Genomic DNA, 20060 nt, shown 5'->3' with positions numbered 1-20060 from the left:
GGAACCGATAAGTTCGGCCCTCGATCAGCCGCGTCCGTGCTGCTGATCGTGACGTATTCGGAAGCGGCTCGCACCGGACTCCGGAACCTGTGTCGACGCCACGAGGAGTCGATCGTCCGTCGGTTCGGGCGAGCCGCGTTGCTCGACGCGACGACGTACGCCGCGTTCCTCGCCGTGCGGCTCCGGGAGTCGCACGGCGGCGACGTCCAGATCGAGCGGACGGAGCCGTTCAACGAGTTCGTCGCGCTCGACGAGTCGGTCCGCGAGGCGGCGAGCGCGTACGCGGACCGAGACGCGACGGCGACGCCGTACGCCGCGTTCGCCGCCGGGACGGACCATCCCGACCCGGACCGACTGAAAGGCGAGGAGCTGTGACCGGCGCGCCGGCGTCGGACGAGGCTGAGAAGCGCCCGTCCCCCGCGCCGGAGGCGGTCCTCGACCAGGTGCCGACCGGGACCAGCCTCCGGCGGGAGCTCGCGGCGGCGGCCCGGTCGCGCGGACGCGAGTCGTCGGTGCGCGACGATCTCGGTCGACTCCGGGAGGAGATCGCGGCGATCGGGGTCGAGTCGGTCGACCTCACCGGGGCCCGTCAGCGAGTTGCGGAAGCGAGCGGCGAGGAGGAGCGGCTGAAAGAGCGCGTCGCGGCGCTCCGCGGCGACGTGCGGGCGCGTCGGGCCGTCGAAGCGGAGACCGACGAGGCGCTCGGCGACCTCGAGTCCGCCGCGGCGGAGCTCTCAAACGCGCAGACCGAGCGGATCGCGGCCGAGCAGGCGCTCGAACGGGCCCGCGAGCGGGCCGCCCGCGCCCGCGACGAGCGGGAGCGACGGCTCGAACTCGAGGACCGGCTGCGAAACCGCCGGCGAGAGGCGCGCCATGAGCTCGCGATAGACGTGTATCCGGCGTTTCGCGCCGCTCTGGCGTCGGTTCCCGGCGTCGATCCGCCGCGGGCCGGAGCGGGGCCGTCGGAGTACGAGGGGCCGCGACTCGCCGCGTCGCTCGCGGCGGTCCGGATCGCCGATCTGGACGCCGCCGTCGCGCTCGGCGTCGAGGCCGCGCGCTGGCTCGCCGAGCGCGGGGAGCGGTCGCCGGAGGCGGTGCTCGACGAGACGGTCGTCCGTCCGGACCGCGCGCCCGACCCGTGATCGGGGTCGGCGTCGGACAGAGATTTATCAGCGATACCGCGTCAGCCGGCGTATGGATCTCTCGTGGACCGTCGACCGGGCGGGCGACGCGTCGCTGGTGCGCTGTCGGGTGCGCAACGAGGAGGCCGTCCCGCGACGGGTGCGGGTCGAGAGTCGGTTCGAGGCGCCGGTGCTGCCGCCGCGACGCGGCGGCGTCCCGGCGGACGGGTGGGACGCGACCGGAGTGACGCTGCGGGTCGACCCGGGCGACCGACGCGGGTTCGGCTTCGCGGTTCCGGCGCCACCCGTCGATCCCCCGGTCGAGATCGTCGACGTCGAGGCGGCCGACCCGGACGAGTCCCCCCGGGCGACCGCCGGTCCCGACGGCATCGACGGAGGTGGCGACGCGACGCCGGCCGACGCGCTCCGCGACCTCGCCGACCACCGGCCGCCGCGGGCGGCCGTCGACGGGGATCGCGAGACCGCCGACCGCCCCGAGAAGACCGCTCCCGGCGTCGAGGCGGGCGGTACCGACGGCGAGGGCGAGGACACCGGAGGCGACGCCGGGGGTTCCGGGCGAGCGGCTTCCGCCTCGGTCGACGACTGGTTCGCTGCGGTCGAGGCCCGGATCGACCGGGCGGAGCGGCTGACAGACGCCGACGTGGCGACGGCGACGGAGGTAGTCGCGGACGCGGGGGGTATCGACGCGCTCGCCGGCGTCGACGACCGGATCGACGGCGACGCTGACCGGCTCCGGGCGGTGAGCGAGCGCGCGGCGTCGCTGGCGGAGCGCGCGGCGGAGACCGATGTCCCGGTCGACGCGCTGGAGCGGCTCGCGTGATCCTCGCCGTCGCCGGGGGGAAGGGCGGAGTCGGGAAGACGACGGTCGCGTACAACGTCGCCGCCGCGCTCGACGCGGTCGTCGTCGACGCGGACCTCGGCATGGCCGACCTCCCCGGCGGTCGGGGTCCGGACCTCCACGACGTGCTCGCCGGGCGCGCCGACCCGACGGAGACGGTGCGAACCGGCCCTGTCGACATCGTTCCCTGCGGACGGACGCTCGCCGGCGCCCGCGCCTGCGACCTGTCGGCGCTGGGAGACGCGGTGGCCGCGATCGAGCGGGACCACGGCGTCGTCGTCCTCGACTGCCCGGCCGGCCGGCGGGCCGACGCCGGCGTTCCGCTCGCGGTCGCGGACGCGTGTCTGCTGGTGGTCTCCCCGCGGGCGTTCGCCTTGGCCGACGCGATCCGCACCCGAGCGCTCGCCCGCGAGCTCGGCGCCGGGCTCGTCGGCTGCGCCGTCAACCGAGTGACCGAGGAGCCGCCGACCGAGGCGATCGCCGACGCCCTGGGCGCGCCCGCGGCGGTGGTGCCGGCGGACCCGCGGGTCGGTCACTCCGTCGCCGCGGAGCGGCCGGTCGTCGACGCCGCCCCCGAGAGCGACGCCGCGCGGGCGATCGGGGGGTTGGCCGGGCGGGTCCCCCGCTGACTGAGCGCCGAGCGCGCGGAACATCGGGTCGCTTTATTCGGTCCGGGACCGAGGGGGAGCCATGTTCACGGTCGCGTTCCTCGTCGGCGTCGCCGTCGTCGGCTTCCTCGCGGTCGAGGTCGGACCGCTGTACGCCGCCGACCGCTTCCGCGACCTGCGGGAGCCGACTGACGGTGAGCGGAAGCGACTCGCCTCGCTCCGCGAAACCGCCGGGCTCGACATCGAGCGGGTCGCGATCGAGACCGACGGCGGGGCGACGGGAGACGAAGAGACTGCCGACGGGGCGGCGACGAACGGGGACGGCGCGGGGATCGGACGTGTCGACATCGCCGTTCGCGGACCGCCCGGCAGGCGGGTCCTGTTCCTCACGGAGAGCGTGCTCGACGGCCTCGACGAGGACGTCGCGATCGGCCTCCTCGCGGCCGAGGCGGGGCGCGTGGAGACGTACTACGGCGAGTTCCGCGCGGTCTCGATCGCGGCGGTGCTCGGAGTGCTGGCGGCGATCGTGACGGTCGCGGTGCCGTTTCAGGCCGGGTTCGCGTCGCTCGTCGCCGTGGCGCTCGTCGCGTTCTGGGTCGGCCGACGGGTGCAGTACGCCGCCGACGACCGCGCCGCGGACGCGGTCGGCGCGGGCCGCGTCGCCGACGCCTTCGAGCGCGTCGCCGCGGTTCAGGGGGTCGAGCCAGCGAGGGGCGACTGGTCGACGTGGTTCGAGGTACAGCCGCCGCTCGGCGATCGGATCGCGGCGCTTCGAGAACGGGCGGGATCGGACGACTGACGCGACGGGAACGGTCGGCGGTCGGTACTCGGCCGTCGTTACTCGGCGGGCCGAGCGACGGCCTCGCCGGCGTCGACTCGGACGTCGTACCCGGCGACGGAAAACGAGAGGGAGAATCCCTCGTCCGAACGGTGCTCGACGAGCGCGTCGAGCGCGTCGGGGTCGACGTGGTCGTACAGGACGATGTCGGCCTCGTCGGCGAGCGCGTCGGGATCGACCCCGACGAGGTCTGCGACGGCCTCGACGACCGCCTGGCTCGCCGGGCGGTCGTCGGAGCCGTGGGCGACCCGGACCGGTCCGGGGAGCGAACCGGCGTCGGAAGCGTTTGACGGAACACTGCTCATACCCGTCCTGTCGGCGAACCAGTATATAAACGCTCGCCGTCGTTAATCAAAGGTGATAATTCGGGCGATCCGACGGATGGATCGGCCGGAGACAAACCGTTAACGCCCTGCGCGAGACATCAGGTAACATGTCACTCGGACGCCCCACGGCGGGTATCGCCCGGAGAGCCGACGGCGACGCGTTCGGGTTCTTTTTTAACTAACTGACGCGCGGCGGACCCGCCCCGCGACCGGGCGGCGAAACCGCGTGGTTCGGCGGACGGGACGGTCGGGCGGGAGCCGAACCGACCCGTGTCGTCCCGCGACGGCGACGTGCCGGAACCGTTACCAACCAGCCACACGCGTATGGATACAACTCGAATGCGACTCCCGGAACGACAGCTCGCGGTCCTCGAGGCCGCGAGCGCGACGGACGAACGGACGATAGACGAGATCGCGGCGGAGACGGGGTTGAAGCCCGAGACCGTCGTCGGCGCCGCCTTCGACCTCCGCGACGAGGGGCTGTGCTCCGTCGCCGAGCGCACCGCCGAGACCCTCGATCTCACCGACGAAGGCCGACGCTACGTCGACGACGGGCTTCCGGAGACGCGGCTCTACCGGGCCGGGCTCGCGCTCGACGCCGGCGAGGCGCCGGTATCGATGGGGCGGGTCATCGGCGAGGCCGACCTCGACGGACCCGAGGTCGACATCGCGCTCTCGAACTTCGCCCGGAAGGGATTCGGGTCGATCGACTCCGGCGAGCTTCGGGTCGATCCCGACGCCGACCCCGACGCCGACCCGGAGGGGGCCGCGCTCGCGGCGCTCGCCGCCGGCGACGACCCCGGGGCCGACGACGCCGTCCTCGAGCGGTTGGACTCCCGCGGGCTCGTCGACCGCGGCGAGTCGGTGACGCGCTCGGTGACGCTCACCGACGACGGCGTCGACGCCCTGATGACGGGCGTCGAGGCGGCCGAGGCCGTCTCGGAGCTCACGCCAGAGCTGCTCGCCAGCGGCGAGTGGCGCGACGTGGAGTTCTCCGAGTACAACGTCGAGGCCGACGCCCCGACGACGCGCGGCGGGCGGAAGCACGTGCTCCGCCGGACGGCCGACCGCGTGAAGGACGTCCTCGTCGGCATGGGGTTCCAGGAGATGGAGGGCCCCCACGCCGACAGCGACTTCTGGATCAACGACTGCCTGTTCATGCCCCAGGACCACCCGGCGCGGACCCACTGGGACCGGTTCGCGCTGGACGTCGACCCGATGGACGAGATCCCGGAGGAGCTGATCGACCGCGTCGAGACGGCCCACCGGGAGGGGTGGGGCGAGGACGGCGACGGCTACCACTCGCCGTGGTCCGAGGAGTTCGCCCGCGAGGTCGCCTTACGCGGCCACACCACCTCGCTGTCGATGCGGTACCTCTCGGGGATCGCCGGCGCGGATCTCGACCCCCCGCAGCGCTACTTCTCCGTGGAGAAGGTGTACCGAAACGACACGCTCGACCCGACGCACCTGCTGGAGTTCTTCCAGATCGAGGGGTGGGTGATGGCCGAGGACCTCTCGGTGCGCGACCTGATGGGCACCTTCGAGGAGTTCTACCGGCAGTTCGGCATCACCGACATCCGGTTCAAGCCGCACTACAACCCGTACACCGAGCCCTCCTTCGAGCTGTTCGGCGAGCATCCGGAGACGGGCGAAGAGATCGAGATCGGGAACTCCGGCGTCTTCCGCGAGGAGGTCACCGGGCCGCTCGGCGTCGACTGCGACGTGATGGCGTGGGGGCTCGCCCTCGAACGGCTCGCCATGCTCACCACGGGCGCGGAGGACATCCGCGACCTCCACGGGACCCTTGCCGACATCGAGTTCCTGCGGGACGCGGAGGTGAGCTACTGATGCCCGTCGTCGACATCGACACGGACGAGCTGCGCGGGCTCACCGGTCGCACCGACGCGAGCGACGACGAGTTCAAAGAGGACCTGTTCGGGCTCGGCTTAGAGTTCGAGGGGGAGACCGACGACGGTCTCCTCCAGTTCGAGTTCGCGCCCGACAGGCTGGACCGCCTCTCCGTGGAGGGCGTGGCGCGCTCGCTGCGCTACCACCACGGCGACGACCGCGGCGTCTACGTCCCCGAGACGAACGACCCCGAGTGGACGATCGAGGTCGACGACTCCGTGCCGGACGAGCGCCCCTACGTGACGGGGGCCGTGATCCGCGGCGTCGACCTCGACGAGGGCGCGCTCGAGTCGCTGATCCAGCTCCAAGAGAAGCTCCACGCGACGATGGGTCGCGGCCGCGCGAAGGGCGCGATCGGGATCCACGACCTCGCGATGCTCAAGGGCGCGCCGCTCCAGGAGGGGTCGGAGCCGTCGATCACCTACCGCGGCGTCGAGCCCGACGGCGACACGTTCGTTCCGCTGGACGCGAACGACGAGCTGACCCCCGCCGCGGTGCTCGACGAGCACGACACGGGACGGACGTACGCCGACCTCGTCGCGGACCTGGACCGGTACCCCGCGATCTACGACGAGCTCGGCCTCTTCTCGTTCCCGCCCGTCATCAACGGGAAGCGGACCGAGGTGACGACGGGCTCGCGCGAGCTGTTCGTCGAGCTCACCGGCACCGACCAGTGGACGATCGACCGAATGTGTAACATCGTCTGTTACGCGCTCTCCGCCCGCGGCGCGACCATCGAGGAGGTGAAAGTGAACTACGCCGACGGCGCGGCCGCCCCGAGCGAGTACGGCGCCGAGCTCGTCCGTCCGAACCTCGACCTCGACGAGAAGTCCGTCGGCCACGACCGGATCGAGACGCTGCTCGGCGTCGACTTCGAGCCGGAAGAGGTCATGGACTGCTTCGAGCGCGCCGGCCTCGACGCCTCGTACACGCTCGACGAGGACGTCACCTACGAGGTGGAGATCCCGCCGTACCGCGTCGACGTCCTCCACCCGCTCGACTTAGTCGACGACGTGGGTCGCGCCTACGGCTTCGACGAGCTGGAGCCGCGCTACCCCGACGTGGGGACCGTCGGCGGGCGCCACGAGCGCTCCCGGCTGGAGGACGCGGTCCGGACGAGCCTCGTCGGGCTCGGCTTCGAGGACCTGCTCAACTTCCACATGACGAGCGGGACGGAGAACTACGACCGGATGAACGTGGAGCCGGGGACCGCCGCCTTCGGCGGCGGCGAGCCCGTCGAGATCACGGAGCCGTACAGCGAGGAGTACACCCAGCTCCGCACGTGGGCGCTCCCCTCGCTCGTGCTGCTGTTGGAGCGGAACACTCACAACGCGTACCCGCAGGACGTCGCGGAGGTGGGCTTCGTCGCCGAGCGCGACGACTCGGAGAACACGAACGTCGCCGAGCGCCGCCACGTCGCCGGCGCGGTCGCCCGGCGCGACGCCTCCTACGAGGCCGCGAAGGGGCGCCTACAGGCGGTGTGCGACGACTTCGGGGCGGAGCTCGCGACGCCCCGCACCGAGCACCCGTCGTTCATCGACGGGCGGACCGCCGCGGTCGAGATCGACGGCGAGCGGGTCGGCGTGATCGGCGAGGTCCATCCCGCGGTCCTCGTCGAGCACGACCTCGAGGTCCCGGTCGCGGCCTTCGAGTTCGACCTCGACGCGCTGCGCTAGCCGAACCGTTCCCCTGCGGAACCGTCTGCCGGCGAAACCGCCCGATCCGACGGTTTCACGATCGTTCGGGATCGTGAGATCAGGAACAGAAAGTATTTGTGTCGGTTGTCGAAGGAACTTCGCATGAACTGTGAGAGGTGCGGCACCGACGCGCCGGTCCGCCATTGCGACGTCGACGGGTTCGCCTACTACCTCTGCGTGACGTGTTCCGAGGAGTGGGGCGCGGTGACGGAGCGTCCGGACACGTCGACGCCCGCGGACTCCGCTGAACGGTCCGTGGTGCAGTAGGGCGACGAGTCGAGACCGGGGTTACCCCTCGAACCCCTCCTCCCACCGGAACGTCCCGTTCCGCTGGATGACCTCGCCGTCGACCTCCATCCGGGAGCGCTCGCTCACGTCGGTTATCATGTCGACGTGGACCGCGCTGTCGTTGCCCGACTCCCCCTCGGGGAGGCAGGCGCCGTAGGCGCGACCGACCGCCATGTGGACCGTGTCGCCCATCTTCTCGTCGAAGAGGATCGAGTCGGTGAAGCGGTCGATCCCGCGGTTCATCCCGATGCCGAGTTCGCCGAGCCGCCGGGCGCCCGGATCGGTGTCGAGGACGCCCGCGAGCGCGTCCTCGCCGGTCTCGGCCGCGAAGTCGACGACCTCGCCGCCCTCGAAGACGAGGTGCACGTCCCGGACGCGGGTCGCGTCGATCGTCATCGGCACGTCGAAGAACGCCTCGCCCGCGGTGTCGAACGGGGCGGTGAACACCTCGCCGCTCGGCAGATTGTGCGAGTCGTACGCCACGGAGGCGGCCGAGTTGACCGCGGTGCGGCCGGCGATCGACATCGTCACGTCGGTGTCGGGCGCGCCGTCGCGCTCGGTGACGAGTCGGACCTCCTCGCCGGCGTCGAGGACCCCCTTCATCCGGGCCATCTCGGCGGCGAGCGCCTCCCAGTCGCGGAGGACCGCGTCGTAGACGAAGTCGCGGTACTCCTCGTAGGCCATCCCGGCCTGCTGGGCGAGGCTCCGGGTCGGGTGGACCGTCGACACCCAGTCGGTGTCCATCCGGGCCTCGCGGACGCCCGTTCGCGCCTTGGCGTACGCCTGCCGGGTCTCGCTCGCCACGTCCGCGGTCGCGGTGGTGTTGCGACCGCCCCCGATCCGGAGGTAGGCGTCGGCGGCCTCGAAGATCGCGCGGTCGACCGCCGGATCGTCGTCGAAGTCGGGGACCGCGTCGCCGTCGCCGTCGGCGCCGTCGCCGTCGGCACCCGCCTCGGCGCCCTTCAGGTACGCCCGGGAGAGCTCGTCGGAGCCGTACAGCGTCGTGACGGTCGCCCCGCGCTCGCCGAGCGCCTCGGCGACGGCGACGCCCAGCTCGTGGGCGTCCTCGGCGACGCTGACGACGACGTCGTCCCCGGGCTCGACCCGCGCGCTCCAGTCGACGAGCACCTCGGCGTGCTCGCGTACGCGTTCGTCCATTACTCCGTGTGTGTTCGGGGAAGCGTAAATCGGTGCCGGGACGGTGATTATTTATCATCGATCGACGACACGGCGGCGGACTCCGACGACGCGTCGGTCGCTTATTCATAAATAACTCCTCGGAATCGGTGAAGAACGTCGCCAAAGCCCCAGTCGCGCTCGGCTCCCGCGGCTCGCTGTGCTCCTCAGTCGTTCGCTTCGCTCACTCCTTGCGGTGCTTGCGTCGCCGAGGTTCGCCGAGCGCGACTGCCCCTTTGAGTCCCGCCCCCTCCGCACAGCGCCTCACGCCTCCCCAGCCTCGTCGCTGGCACCCTCCGCTTCGCTCCGGGAGCCAGCGACTCCCTCGCGCGTGCTGCTCGGCCACGAAGCGGCCTCGCAGGCACGCGCCACCGCAGTTCTGTTTATAAAAGAGAGCGTCAGTCAGATTGCCGCCGCCGGACTACTCCAAGTCGAGCAGCGCGGCGATCTCGTCGAGGTAGTCGTCGTAGATCCCGACGGCGGACTCGATCGGGTCCGGCGAGGCCATGTCGATGCCCGCGAGCTCGACGACGTTCAGCGGGTAGTCGGAGCCGCCCGCGGCGAGCATCTCGCGGTAGTCGGCGGCGGCGGACTCGCCCTCGTCGAGGACGCGCTCGACGATCGCGGCGGCCGCGGAGATGCCGGTCGCGTACTGGTAGACGTAGAAATTGTAGTAGAAGTGCGGGATCCGTTCCCACTCGCGCTCGATGCCGCCGGTCAGCTCGGCGGGCGCGTAGTAGTCGCCCTTCAGGTCGGCGTAGATCTCGTCGAAGGCGTCGGGCGTGAGCGCGTCGCCGGCCTCGACGCGATCGTGGATCTCCTGTTCGAAGCTCGCGAACATCGTCTGTCGGAAGAGCGTCGAGCGGAACCGTTCGAGGTACTCGTCGAGCACGTGCGTCCGGAGCTCGTCGTCCTCGACGGTGTCGAGCAGGTGGTGGGTGAGCAGCGTCTCGTTGACCGTAGAGGCGATCTCCGCGACGAAGATCTCGTAGCTCGCGTCGTGCCACGGCTGGGCGTCCCCGGCCAGTTCGGAGTGCATCGAGTGGCCGAGCTCGTGAGCCAACGTGAACATCGAGGCGATGTCGTCCTGGTAGTTCATCATGATGTACGGCTGGGTGTCGTAGGTGCCCGACGAGAACGCGCCGGAGCGCTTCCCGCGGTTCTCGTACACGTCGACCCACCGCGAGTCGAGCCCCTCCGCCATCCGCTCTTGGTACGCCTCGCCCAGCGGCGCGACCGCCTCGATCACCCACTCGCGGGCCTGATCGTACTCGACGTCCGGACCCTGGTCGCCCGTCAGCGACATGTAGAGGTCGTGGCTCTCCAGCCGATCGACGCCGAGGGCACGTTCCTTCAGCCCCGCGTGCCGGTGGAGCACGTCGAGGTTGTCGTCGACCGTCTCGACGAGGGTGTCGTACACCTCGACCGGGACGTTCGAGCCGTCGAGCGCGGCCGCGCGGGCGCTGTCGTAGCCGCGGATCTCGGCGCTCGTCCCGTGCTCGCGGACCGCCTTTTCGAGGGCGGTGCCGACCGTGTTACGCACGTCGCCCCACTGCTCGTAGAACGTCTCGTGGACGCGCCGGCGGAACTCGCGGTCCGGGTTCGTCTGGAGCTTCGTGAAGTTCGCCTGCGTGATGTCCACCTCCTCGCCGTCGGGGTCCTCGACGACGCCGTACGTCATGTCGGCGTTCGTCAGCATCGAGTAGATCTCGCTCGGGGCGTCGGTGACCTCCGAGAGGTCGGCGAGCACCTCCTCCACCTCCGCCGAGCGCGTGTGTTCTTTCATGCGCAACACGTCGTCGAGGTAGTGCTCGTACGTCTCCAGCGCGGGTTCGCTTTCGAGGAACTCCGCGACCGCCCCCTCGGTGAGCGACTGCAGCTCGGGCTCGAGATACGAGACCGCGCTCGACGCCTCGGAGCTCAGTGAGGACGCCTTCGCCGACATCGCCTGGTACTCCTGGTTGCGCGTGTCCTCGGCGCTGCGCAGGCGGGCGTACGTCGTCACCTGCTGGAGCTCCCGGAAGACCTCCTCGCGGAGCTCGAGCAGCTCCAGCAGGGTCGCGGCGTCCTCGGTGACGCGCCCCTCGTAGTCCCGCAGCTCGTCGACTCGGTCGGCGACCGTCTCGTAGGCGGCCTCCCACGCCTCGTCGTCCGCGTAGATGCTCTGGAGGTCCCACTTGTACGCCTCGTCGATCTCCGCTCGTTCGGGAACCGAACTCATACCGTCCGGTTCGCGCCCCGGGCACTAAGGGTTGTCAAAAGCGGAAGCACGCGGGCGGCGAGGGGCCGACGAACCGCGATCGCGCCGGCGCTCACACGCCCGTCGCCCACTCGGCGAGGTCGACGACGAGCACGATCGCGTCCTCGCCGTCCCGGTAGTAGTTCGAGACGCGGCGGACCGGCTCGAACCCCTCGTCCCCGTACAGCGACCGGGCGACCGCGTTGCTCTCGCGGACCTCCAGGCGCACGACCGCGACGCCGACGCCACGGAGCCGCGCGAGCGCCGAGCGGAGCAGCCCGCGGCCGAGCCCCTCGCCCCGCGCGTCCGGGTGGACCGCGAGGTCCTTGACGTGGCCGATGTCGCGGCCGTGGTTCGGCGTGGCGTCCGCGACGACGTAGCCGACGACCCCGCCGTCGCGCTCGGCGACGAGGAACGCGGGCTCGTCGAGCAGGCGCTCGAAGGCGTCGTACGGCCACGGGTCCGCGAAGCACGCGCGCTCGATCCGCACCACCGCGAGCAAGTCCGCGCGCTCGATCCGGCGGATCGTGGCGTCGACGGGAGTCACGGTTTAGATTGGTAGTCGGGAGGAATAAACGCGACGGGACGGGATCGGGACCCGCCGACCGCCGTCGAACGGCCTCGTCGGTTCACCCGTCGATCCACGGCTCCGTCGCCGCGACCGCGTCGGGGGCGGGGGCCTCGACGACGAAGCAGGCGCCGTCCGGCCGCGGGACCTGAGCCGGCAGGGAGGGCTCCGCGTCCGGGCGGAGCTCGATCGACCAGCCGTGTGACTCGACGACCTCGCGGACGATGTCGAGACCGTACCCCGTCCCGTCGGCGCTGGTCGTGAATCCGGGTTCGAAGGCGTCCCGGCGGTGTTCGGGATCGATCCCGGGGCCGTCGTCGGCGACGACGATCCCCTCGTCGGTCGCGCTCACGACGACCGTGACGTCGGCGTCGGCGTCGGCCTCACGGGCGTGTTCGACCGCGTTCCGGAAGAGGTTCTCCAGCGCCTGCCGCAGGCGTCCGCGGTCGCCGCGGACCCGGGCGTCGGCGCCGACGACGAGGGTCGCGCCGTCGCTCCCGGCGGTCGCCCACGCCTCGCGGACGGCCCCCGCGAGGTCGAACTCGGTCGGCTCGTCGATCCCCGACCCCTGCCGAGCGAGCGTCAGCAGCTCGGAGACGAGCTGGTCGATCCGGTCGACGGCGCGCTCGCCCCGCTCCAGCGGTTCGGTGTCCTCCTTCAGCCGCGCCATCTCCATCGACGCGCGGATCACGGACAGCGGGTTCCGGAGGTCGTGCGAGACGATGCTCGCGAACCGGTCGAGCCGCTCGTTGCGGTCGGTGAGCCGGCGCTCGCGCGCCTTTCGCTCGCTCACGTCGCGGGAGTTGATGAGGAGCCGACCGACCGCGACGTCGTCGGGCAGAGAGCGCGTCCGCGACTCCAGCCAGACCCAGTCGCCGTCGGCGGTGCCGTACCGGTACTCCATCGTGGGCGCCGCCTCGGGGTCGTCGAGGGCGCGGTAGAACCGCTCCGTCACGCGCTCGCGGTCGTCCGGGTGGACGTACCCGAGCGGCGACCGGCCGACGGTCGACCCCTGCTCGTAGCCGAGCACCTCCTCGATCGACGGGCTCTCGTACCTGACCAACCCGTCGTCGTCGACGACGGTGACGAGGTCGGTCCCGTACTCGAGGAACTGGCGGAACCGCTCCGGGAAGGCGCGGTCGATGTCGACGCGGCGCGCGGTGACGACGCGCCCGCCGAACTCCGGAGCGAGCTCCTCGTCGACGACGGACTCGACCCAGACGAAGCCGCCGCTCGCGTGTCGGAGTCGGTGGGTGACGGTGCGGTCGGCCGCGACTGCGGAGAGCGCGTCGGAGACGGGGTCGCGGTCGTTCGGGTGGACGTGCTCGAGCAGGTTGTCGCCGAGCAGCGCCTCGCGTTCGACGCCGAGCACCGCGGGCACCGACGGGCCCGCGAACAGCACCTCGCCGTCGACGGCGACCGCCGCGACGAAGCGGTCAGATCCGCCGTCGCCCGCGGTCGTCGGGTCCGTCGTCTCGCGGTCGCCGGCGCCGGCCCGCTCGGGGCTCACCCTCTCGTCGACGGTGGAGCGTCGTCGATCCGTCGGCGGCCGTCCCTCGTCGTCGCGAGAAGAATCGCCCCGCGGGGCAGACGGCCTGTCGCTGGGACGCAGAGTCACAGTTGTTCTATCCGCTCTACGAGCGAGCGGGTATAAACGTGCGTGATGTAGGTATCAGCAGAGATAATTTGCGGTTCGATCCGGAGACTGCGGCGCGACGGGCGGAGACGAACGGGCTCTCTCGGGCGACAGTAACGTCCCGAGTCAGAAGCGTTAAACGCGCGCCGCGGATATCCGGTCGTGAGGGCGCGTAGCTCAGCGGACAGAGCACTTGGTTCCGGACCAAGATGCCGCGGGTTCAAATCCCGTCGCGCCCGTATCGTTCTAATCGCATGACTGCGTCGGGGTAGACGCCGTAATAGCGCGAGGCGCGTTCTTTCGTTCAACAGGTGGTCGTCCACTGGTGTATCGGTGGGGTTCACATACATCCAAACTGAACTCAGTAGAGAAAGTCAATCGTTGATTGACTTATTAAATGGAGCAGCGGATACCCCAGGAGACTCAGCGTACCCTCGTGGACAGCTGCTACTCGCCGACGCTGTTGAGCGCGCTGTTCAGCTCGAAGAGTTCTCGGACGACATCGCTGTCCGCGACCCGGTACCGACGCGGTGACGTGTTCGGAACTTCCTCGATGAGTTCCACCTCAATCAGGAGGTCGGTGTAGTTACCGACGGTCTGACGCGTGACGCCGGCGTGTTCTGCGAGTTGGGTCTTGTTGAACTCGCGGTTCGGCGGGAGATCGAGCAGCGCGTCTACGAGAATCGGGATCGCATCGTGCTGCGTGAGGTACAGCCACCCGCTCGGGTGCTCCTTCCGGAGTTCCTTCTTTGCTCCGCGGTCATCTGCGTGCTCCATACTGCTCGTGTAGAGGGAGTCCGTCTGTGTGTATAATTACTTCTACTAGCGTTAACGGCCGGTAACGGTGTTATTCGTCTTCGATGACGTCGTAGGTGTCCGGATTCGAACCCTGATCGTCCGCCGCGACCCGCCGAACCAATTCCCGGCGGATATTTTCCATCACACCGTCAAGCGGGGAAGTCGTTTCTGTCTCTTCCTCGGTGGCCACATCTGAACGGACGCTTCGAGCGCTGTTATCCGTTCGGGTCCGACGAATCGCCGGGCGATAGACGATTGTCGGTATTCGGAGTCGCTGAGGGCATCTGCCGAAAGAATATAACCGAGGGTACCGTACTGTCAGACATGGTTATTGTCAGCGACGACGACGTTCTCGGCGGCGAACCCCGAATTGACGGGATGAGAGTCGGTGTTCGCCACGTCGCTGCTCGGATGATCGACGGCGGTCAGTCACCCGCTCACGTCGCAGACCAGTTCGACCTCTCACTTTCCGATGTCTACGAGGCGCTCTCGTACTACTACGCGCACATCGAGGAAATGCGCGAGCTTGAACGAGAGAACGAAGCGGCGTTCGATCGCGTTCGGGAGTCGTCGCTGAAGCCGAAAGAAACAGTTCAGTGACGACCGCTCGAATCCTTCTTGACGAACACGTCGGTCGCGTCTTCGAGCGACTGCTTCGGGAACGCGGACACGAGGTCGAACAGGCGAAAGATCGGTTCGGCGAATACACGACTGACGACGCATTGCTGCAGTGGTGTGCGGACAACAGTGTCGTTCTCGTGACGAACAACGCCAGCGACTTCGAACCGCTGCACCGGGAACACGACCACGCAGGGATACTGCTCTACTACGAGCAGGCCCTTCCAGACACTGATCCCGAGGGGCTGGCCAGAACTGTTGACGAGGTCTTCAACCAGTACGGAACGGACGGCGTCACGAACGAACTGGTCGATCTCGGCGAGTGGTACGAGTGGCTTCACGCGTAGCGCTTAGTCCGACCGCCGAGATGCCGATCTCAACCCCCTGAATTCAGCCGCCTCACGACTGAAAGGTCTAGTCGTTCGACAGTCGAAGTAGCGCCCGTCGCGCCCGTCACGTTTTTTATCGGAGCAAACGTGACGGCGGCCGGGTGTATATAAACTGAACCCCCAGTGGCGGGTTTGAGTTCGTCACGCGACGTGAGGGATCGTCGCCTTCGCGCGGTTCAGGAGTTGCGGTGAGCGCCACTTCCACTTTCACCGTCCGTCCATGGCTCACCCCTTTTAGACGCCTCGTCGTCTCCACCACTATGCACACCCGTTCCCGACGACCGACCGCCGACCTCCCGGAACTCGCACCCGAGGTCACGCTCGTCGACGTCGACGACGAGCTCGGTGTCACGCCCGTCCAGGCGCTTCTCCTCGACCGAGTGCTCGGCGGCGACGACCCGGCGTTCTGGGTCGACGGCGCGAACAGCGCGAACACGACGCGCCTCCGCGAGCTCGCACCGGCCGATCGCGTGCTCGACCGCATCGAGGTGGCACGCGGGTTCACGGCCCATCAGCACACCGCTCTCCTCGACCGGCTGGCCGGTCGGCTGGCCGCCCGAGAGACGCCGTCGGTCGTCGTCGCGACCGGACTCGACGGGATGTATCGCGCCGCCGACGTCGACGGCGAACTCGCGGAGCGGATGTTCGTCCGTGCGATCGCGTCGGTCGCGCGCGTCGCTCGCGTCCACGACGTACCGGTCGTCGTGACGCGGCGTCGCGAGGACGACTTCTCGCGGCCGCTACGCCGCGCCGCGGCGACGTGCCTCCAGTGCCGAGCGACGCCGTTCGGGCCCCGCTTCGAGGACGCGGAGGGCGACGCTGAGACGCTCGTGTACCACACGGACGACGGGTGGCTCCAGACGACGCTCACCTACTGGCGGGAGGTCCTCGAACACCGCGCCCGGATGCACGAGGCGTCGGCGCTCGAACGCACGCCGGTCACATCCGGACTCCGGTAATGGGTCGGACGAATCCGACGTACCGAGACCGGTTAGGCGCGATCGAAGACGAGTGGGGGGCGTTCCGTCGCGCGCTCCGGCGAGCGGATCAGCGCCGATTCGACGACCTGTTCGTGTACGCCCGCGATCACGCCGACGCCGCGGGGACTCTCAACCACCCGGATCCGCTGGCACCCGTCTGGATGGCGATCCTACTTGAACAGGAACGGCGGATCGACGAGCTCGAGACGCGGGTCGAAGCGCTCACCGACGGGGAAGCGTGACCCTCACGGTAGATTTCCTCGGTGACGGTCGCGTCGCCGAGTGGACGCTCGCGTCGGACGGTGTCGCTCGCCGCGTCCGCGAGAGCTACCGGCCGACGCTCTTCGTCGGCGACTCGGCGGACGACCTCTACGGGCGACGGGGCGGCTCCGATCCGACGCCGCCCGCTCGCGACGGGCTCTCGCACGCGCTGAGCGAACTCCGGTCGTTTCTCGCCGGACAGGAGGCGGTCGCCGGGCTCGGCGTCGAGGAACACTGCCAGACGTTTCGGACGACAGCCCGCCCGCTCCTCCGCATCGACGCGACCTCGATCGAGGCGGTCCGAACGGTCGCGAAACGGGTCCGCCGGTTCGACCGTCCGGACGCGTACACCTGCTACAACGTCGACCTCACGCGACAGCTGCGATACTGCCTCGAAACGGACACGCCGGCTGGCCCCGACCGATCGGTTCGCGACCTCCGGACGGTACGCCTGGATTTCCCCGGCCACGAATCGGGCGTCGAGTCGCTGCCGCGGCTCTCCGTCGGCGGTGACCGAATCGATTCGTCACCGCGAGGGGTCGTGGAAGGCGTTCGGGCGGCGCTGGATGAGCGCGACCCCGATGTGCTAGTCGTGTCGACGGCCGACCTCGTTCCGTTGCTGTTCGAGGCGGCCGACGCGTACGACGTCGACCTCGAACTCGGACGGAGACCGGGGTACACGAAACTCGCCGGCGAGTCGACGTACACGTCCTACGGGAACGTGGGGCACTCGCCGGCGCGGTACGCGGTCCCCGGACGCGTCATCGTCGACAAGTCCAACTCGTTCTTCTATCACGAGTCGGGGCTCGAGGGGTGTCTCGACCTCGTCAAGCGCTCCGGGTTGCCCTTACAAGAGCTCGGGTGGGCCTCCATCGGACGCGTGTTGACGGCGATGCAGATCCGGGAGGCCCGGAACCGTGACGTGCTCGTTCCGTGGCGGGCGTGGCGGCCGGAACTGTTCAAACCGGCGTCGACGCTCGATGACGCCGACCGCGGTGGAACGACGTTCGCCCCCGACGCGGGCGTCCACGAGAACGTTCACGAACTCGACTTCGCGTCGCTGTATCCCAACATCATCCGGACGCGCAACATCTCGCCCGAGACCGTTCGGTGCGGGTGCTGTGACACCGACGATGTGCCGGGACTGGGGTACTCAATCTGCGAGCGCGACGGTTACCTCCCCGACGTGCTCGGGCCGCTGATCGACGCTCGGCGCGCGATCAAGGCGCAGATTCCCGACGCCGACGACGACGAGCGCGAGCGGCTGGAAGCCGCCTCGTCGGCAATCAAGTGGATCCTCGTGTCTTGCTTCGGGTATCAGGGATTCAGCAACGCCAAGTTCGGGCGCATCGAGTGTCACGAAGCGATCAACGCGTACGCTCGCGAGCTCCTCCTCGACGCGAAGGCCGCCCTGGAGGATGCCGGATGGCGCGTCGTCCACGGGATCGTCGACTCCGTCTGGGTGACGCCCGCCGAGGGCCGCGAACAGCGTCCGCTGACGGCGGTCGCCGACGAGATAAGCCGGGACGCCGGCATCGAACTGGAGTACGAGTGCGCGTTCGACTGGGTGGCGTTCTGCCCGATGCGAAGCTCGGAGTCGGGAGCGCTGACCCGGTACTTCGGGAAGCGACGGGGCGAGGAGTATCCCGAGACGGGGCTGGGTGACGCGGTCAAGACCCGCGGCATCGAGGGGCGACAGCGCTCGACGCCGGAGTGGGTCGAGGGCGTGCAAGCCGAGGCGCTCCGCGCGTTCGACGAGACGCGGTCGCCGGAGGCGGTGTGTGACGTGCTTCGGCGCCGGCTTCGTGAGCTCCGTGACGGCGCGGTCGATCCCACCGGGCTCGTCGTCGACAACCGCGTGTCGAGGGACGTCGACGACTACTCGGCGGAGACGCTCACCGTGGCCGCCCTGAAACGGGCACGGATCGAGGGGGCCGGGGTGGCAGCGGGACAGCCCGTGCGATACGTCGTCGTCGACGCGAACGCGCGCGGCGCTGCGCGCGTCCGCCTGGAGTTCGAGGAGGTCGACCGATACGATACCGAGTGGTACGAGGACGCCGCCGTGCGCGCCGTGGAGAGCGTGCTCGCTCCGGTAGGGTGGCGCGACGGAGCGATCAGGCGGTACCTCGCCGGAACGAGGGACGAGACGCTAGCGGGATACTGAGGTCGCGGTCCGGTTGAGACCCCGCTTGTCAGACGATCTCCGTCCGAGTCAGTCGATTGCGGCGCACGGAGAGTGCGGCGTGGGGCGGAGATCGGGACCGCCGCTCAAGCGATTCCGGCGCCGCCGAGGATCAGCCGGACGCCGATGACCGTCAACAGCCCGAGGACGGTCCCGCGTCGGAGCCGCTCGCTCACGCGCTCGCGGAGGCGCTTTCCGACCGCGACGCCGGCGACGGCGGGGACCGCGGCGGCGACCGACGCGAGGGCGAGCCCGAGGTCCGGGTAGAGTCCGAGCGCGCCCGCCGCGACGACGCGCAGGCCGTTGATCCCGACGAACACGAGCGCGACGACGCCGACGAACAGCCCGTGCGAGAGGTCGAAGCTCCGCACGAACGCGACGAGCTGCACCCCCACGTTCGTCGCGCCGAACAGGACGCCGGAGACGGCGCCGACGGCGCCCATGACGAGCGGCGTGTCGGCGACCGCCCGGTCGCTGACGACGGGCGGGGGAGGCAACGGGACGGCGCGCTGGGCGCTCGCCACGAACGCGAGCGAGACGAGTCCGAGCAGCGCGCGCACCGGCGCCTCGGGGAGCCGATCGAGCAGGGCCATCCCGAGGATCGTGCCGACCAGCGCGGCGACGAGCAGCGGTGCGAACCGAGTTCCGCACGTGCGGAGCTCCTCGCGGGTGAGGTCGCCGACCAGCGCGACGTTCACGGCGAACATCGGGAGGATCATGAACGCGACGGCGGTCGCGGGGTCGAGCGTCGTGGCCAGTACCATCGTCCCGACGACGGCGAAGCCGAACCCCGCGACCCCGTTGACGGCGCCCGCGACCGCGACGACGAGGGCTATCGCCGCCGCCAGTTCGACGGAGAGCGCGAGGGTCATACGTTCGAGACGTGATCCCTATTTATAAACGACCGTTGCCTGTGCGGCGGCGGGGCACGGGCGCGCGAAACCGAGTTTCCGGAGCATCCGCCTTGGGCTCGGCCGCGTAACGGTGTGTGCGATCACACCGCACGATCGGCCGAGGCTCATACCGCTCGGCCGTCGTGTTTCACGCATGCTTCAGACCGGACAGACGGCGCCGACGTTCGAGCTCCCCGGGGCGGGGGGCGGGCGGATCGACACGCACGGGCTGGCCGAGTACGTCGACAGCGGGTGGGCGGTCGTGGTGGTGTTCTACCCGTTCGACTTCCACCCGGTGTGTACCAGCCAGATGTGTACGCTGCGGGACAGCGAGGCGCTGTCCCTCCTGGAGAACACCGTGGTGCTCGGGATCTCCACCGACGGCGTCTACAGCCACCGCGCGTTCGCGGAGGAACACCGGATCGACTTCCCGCTGCTCTCGGACAGCGACGGTCGCGTCGCCGAGGCGTACGGCGTGCGCGCCGACGAGATGGACGACCACCGCGGGGTCGCGCGGTCGGCCCTCTTCGTGGTCGACCCCGACCGCACCGTCCGGTACGCGTGGCGGAGCGAGGAGCCGGCCGACGAGCCGGACCTTACGGCCGTCGAACACGCCGCGCGGTGTCACGGCGACGAGTGCGACCTGCCGGACGGGAAGTCGTACCTGTGAGCGCC

Annotated in this window: 22 protein-coding genes and 1 tRNA gene; 15 read left to right on the top strand and 8 right to left on the bottom strand. The window is 69.9% G+C overall.

Annotated features, from left to right (window positions below):
* Positions 1-36 precede the first annotated feature (36 nt).
* The 5 genes from DJ75_RS14835 to DJ75_RS14815 all read left to right on the top strand — a co-directional run bounded on the left by DJ75_RS14835 (position 37) and on the right by DJ75_RS14815 (position 3387).
* Complete coding sequence (locus DJ75_RS14835) at positions 37-375, top strand: hypothetical protein (RefSeq protein WP_094525198.1); 339 nt, start codon at positions 37-39, stop codon at positions 373-375.
* Complete coding sequence (locus DJ75_RS14830) at positions 372-1142, top strand: hypothetical protein (RefSeq protein WP_176451061.1); 771 nt, start codon at positions 372-374, stop codon at positions 1140-1142. The genes DJ75_RS14835 and DJ75_RS14830 overlap by 4 nt, the downstream gene beginning before the upstream one ends.
* A 52-nt stretch (positions 1143-1194) precedes the next feature.
* Entirely contained in the window at positions 1195-1962 is a 768-nt protein-coding gene (locus DJ75_RS14825; RefSeq protein WP_094525197.1) for a hypothetical protein, read from the top strand.
* Complete coding sequence (locus tag DJ75_RS14820) at positions 1959-2609, top strand: P-loop NTPase (protein ID WP_094525196.1); 651 nt, start codon at positions 1959-1961, stop codon at positions 2607-2609. The genes DJ75_RS14825 and DJ75_RS14820 overlap by 4 nt, the downstream gene beginning before the upstream one ends.
* A 61-nt stretch (positions 2610-2670) precedes the next feature.
* The gene (locus DJ75_RS14815; protein WP_094525195.1) at positions 2671-3387 is read left to right on the top strand and encodes a peptidase; all 717 of its coding nucleotides are present in this window, start codon (positions 2671-2673) and stop codon (positions 3385-3387) included.
* Between the two features lie 38 nt (positions 3388-3425).
* On the opposite strand, the gene DJ75_RS14810 is transcribed toward DJ75_RS14815, so the two are convergent.
* On the bottom strand, positions 3426-3731 hold the full coding sequence (locus DJ75_RS14810) for a HalOD1 output domain-containing protein (protein ID WP_094525194.1): 306 nt from the start codon (positions 3729-3731) through the stop codon (positions 3426-3428).
* Positions 3732-4091: 360 nt separating this feature from the next.
* On the opposite strand from DJ75_RS14810, the gene DJ75_RS14805 reads away from it, so the two are divergent.
* From DJ75_RS14805 to DJ75_RS18755, 3 genes are all read left to right on the top strand, one after another.
* Entirely contained in the window at positions 4092-5600 is a 1509-nt protein-coding gene (locus tag DJ75_RS14805; RefSeq protein WP_094525193.1) for a phenylalanine--tRNA ligase subunit alpha, read from the top strand.
* The gene (pheT, locus tag DJ75_RS14800; protein ID WP_094525192.1) at positions 5600-7336 is read left to right on the top strand and encodes a phenylalanine--tRNA ligase subunit beta; all 1737 of its coding nucleotides are present in this window, start codon (positions 5600-5602) and stop codon (positions 7334-7336) included. The genes DJ75_RS14805 and pheT overlap by 1 nt, the downstream gene beginning before the upstream one ends.
* A 123-nt stretch (positions 7337-7459) precedes the next feature.
* Positions 7460-7624, top strand: a complete 165-nt coding sequence (locus tag DJ75_RS18755; protein ID WP_158217301.1) for a hypothetical protein — start codon at positions 7460-7462, stop codon at positions 7622-7624.
* Positions 7625-7645: 21 nt separating this feature from the next.
* On the opposite strand, the gene DJ75_RS14795 is transcribed toward DJ75_RS18755, so the two are convergent.
* The 4 genes from DJ75_RS14795 to DJ75_RS14780 form a co-directional block, all read right to left on the bottom strand.
* Positions 7646-8803: an aminopeptidase gene (locus DJ75_RS14795; protein ID WP_094525191.1), complete on the bottom strand. Its 1158-nt coding sequence runs from the start codon at positions 8801-8803 to the stop codon at positions 7646-7648.
* Positions 8804-9242: 439 nt separating this feature from the next.
* Positions 9243-11042: an oligoendopeptidase F gene (pepF, locus tag DJ75_RS14790; protein WP_094525190.1), complete on the bottom strand. Its 1800-nt coding sequence runs from the start codon at positions 11040-11042 to the stop codon at positions 9243-9245.
* A gap of 91 nt (positions 11043-11133) precedes the next feature.
* Positions 11134-11607 carry a ribosomal protein S18-alanine N-acetyltransferase gene (rimI, locus tag DJ75_RS14785; RefSeq protein WP_094525189.1) on the bottom strand — a complete coding sequence of 158 codons (474 nt, stop codon included), beginning with the start codon at positions 11605-11607 and terminating at the stop codon, positions 11134-11136.
* 82 nt (positions 11608-11689) lie between these two features.
* On the bottom strand, positions 11690-13246 hold the full coding sequence (locus DJ75_RS14780; RefSeq protein ID WP_094525188.1) for a PAS domain S-box protein: 1557 nt from the start codon (positions 13244-13246) through the stop codon (positions 11690-11692).
* Positions 13247-13430: 184 nt separating this feature from the next.
* Here DJ75_RS14780 and DJ75_RS14775 point away from each other — a divergent pair.
* Positions 13431-13503: transfer RNA gene (locus tag DJ75_RS14775), tRNA-Arg, on the top strand.
* A 208-nt stretch (positions 13504-13711) separates the two neighbouring features.
* Here the strand turns inward: DJ75_RS14775 and DJ75_RS14770 are convergent.
* Together DJ75_RS14770 and DJ75_RS18750 are read right to left on the bottom strand one after the other, a co-directional pair.
* Entirely contained in the window at positions 13712-14041 is a 330-nt protein-coding gene (locus tag DJ75_RS14770; protein WP_094525187.1) for a hypothetical protein, read from the bottom strand.
* A gap of 70 nt (positions 14042-14111) precedes the next feature.
* Positions 14112-14252 carry a hypothetical protein gene (locus DJ75_RS18750; RefSeq protein WP_176451468.1) on the bottom strand — a complete coding sequence of 47 codons (141 nt, stop codon included), beginning with the start codon at positions 14250-14252 and terminating at the stop codon, positions 14112-14114.
* Between the two features lie 65 nt (positions 14253-14317).
* Here DJ75_RS18750 and DJ75_RS14765 point away from each other — a divergent pair, with 65 nt between their 5' ends.
* From DJ75_RS14765 to DJ75_RS14745, 5 genes are all read left to right on the top strand, one after another.
* The gene (locus DJ75_RS14765; RefSeq protein WP_254921999.1) at positions 14318-14662 is read left to right on the top strand and encodes a DUF433 domain-containing protein; all 345 of its coding nucleotides are present in this window, start codon (positions 14318-14320) and stop codon (positions 14660-14662) included.
* Complete coding sequence (locus tag DJ75_RS14760) at positions 14659-15027, top strand: DUF5615 family PIN-like protein (RefSeq protein ID WP_094525185.1); 369 nt, start codon at positions 14659-14661, stop codon at positions 15025-15027. The genes DJ75_RS14765 and DJ75_RS14760 overlap by 4 nt, the downstream gene beginning before the upstream one ends.
* A gap of 302 nt (positions 15028-15329) precedes the next feature.
* The gene (locus DJ75_RS14755) at positions 15330-16028 is read left to right on the top strand and encodes a hypothetical protein (protein WP_094525184.1); all 699 of its coding nucleotides are present in this window, start codon (positions 15330-15332) and stop codon (positions 16026-16028) included.
* Positions 16028-16291, top strand: a complete 264-nt coding sequence (locus tag DJ75_RS14750; RefSeq protein ID WP_094525183.1) for a hypothetical protein — start codon at positions 16028-16030, stop codon at positions 16289-16291. Before DJ75_RS14755 ends, DJ75_RS14750 begins: the two co-directional genes overlap by 1 nt.
* Positions 16288-18474, top strand: coding sequence for a type B DNA-directed DNA polymerase (locus DJ75_RS14745; RefSeq protein ID WP_094525182.1), 2187 nt, complete (start codon positions 16288-16290; stop codon positions 18472-18474). Before DJ75_RS14750 ends, DJ75_RS14745 begins: the two co-directional genes overlap by 4 nt.
* Before the next feature lie 104 nt (positions 18475-18578).
* Here the strand turns inward: DJ75_RS14745 and DJ75_RS14740 are convergent, their stop codons facing one another.
* Positions 18579-19364: a TSUP family transporter gene (locus tag DJ75_RS14740; protein ID WP_094525181.1), complete on the bottom strand. Its 786-nt coding sequence runs from the start codon at positions 19362-19364 to the stop codon at positions 18579-18581.
* Positions 19365-19539: 175 nt separating this feature from the next.
* On the opposite strand from DJ75_RS14740, the gene DJ75_RS14735 reads away from it, so the two are divergent.
* Entirely contained in the window at positions 19540-20055 is a 516-nt protein-coding gene (locus DJ75_RS14735) for a redoxin domain-containing protein (protein WP_094525180.1), read from the top strand.
* Positions 20056-20060 lie beyond the last annotated feature (5 nt).

It is taken from the genome of Halorubrum sp. Eb13 (assembly GCF_002252895.1).
GTDB lineage: Archaea > Halobacteriota > Halobacteria > Halobacteriales > Haloferacaceae > Halorubrum.
This window is presented reverse-complemented; position numbering and strand designations above follow the sequence as displayed.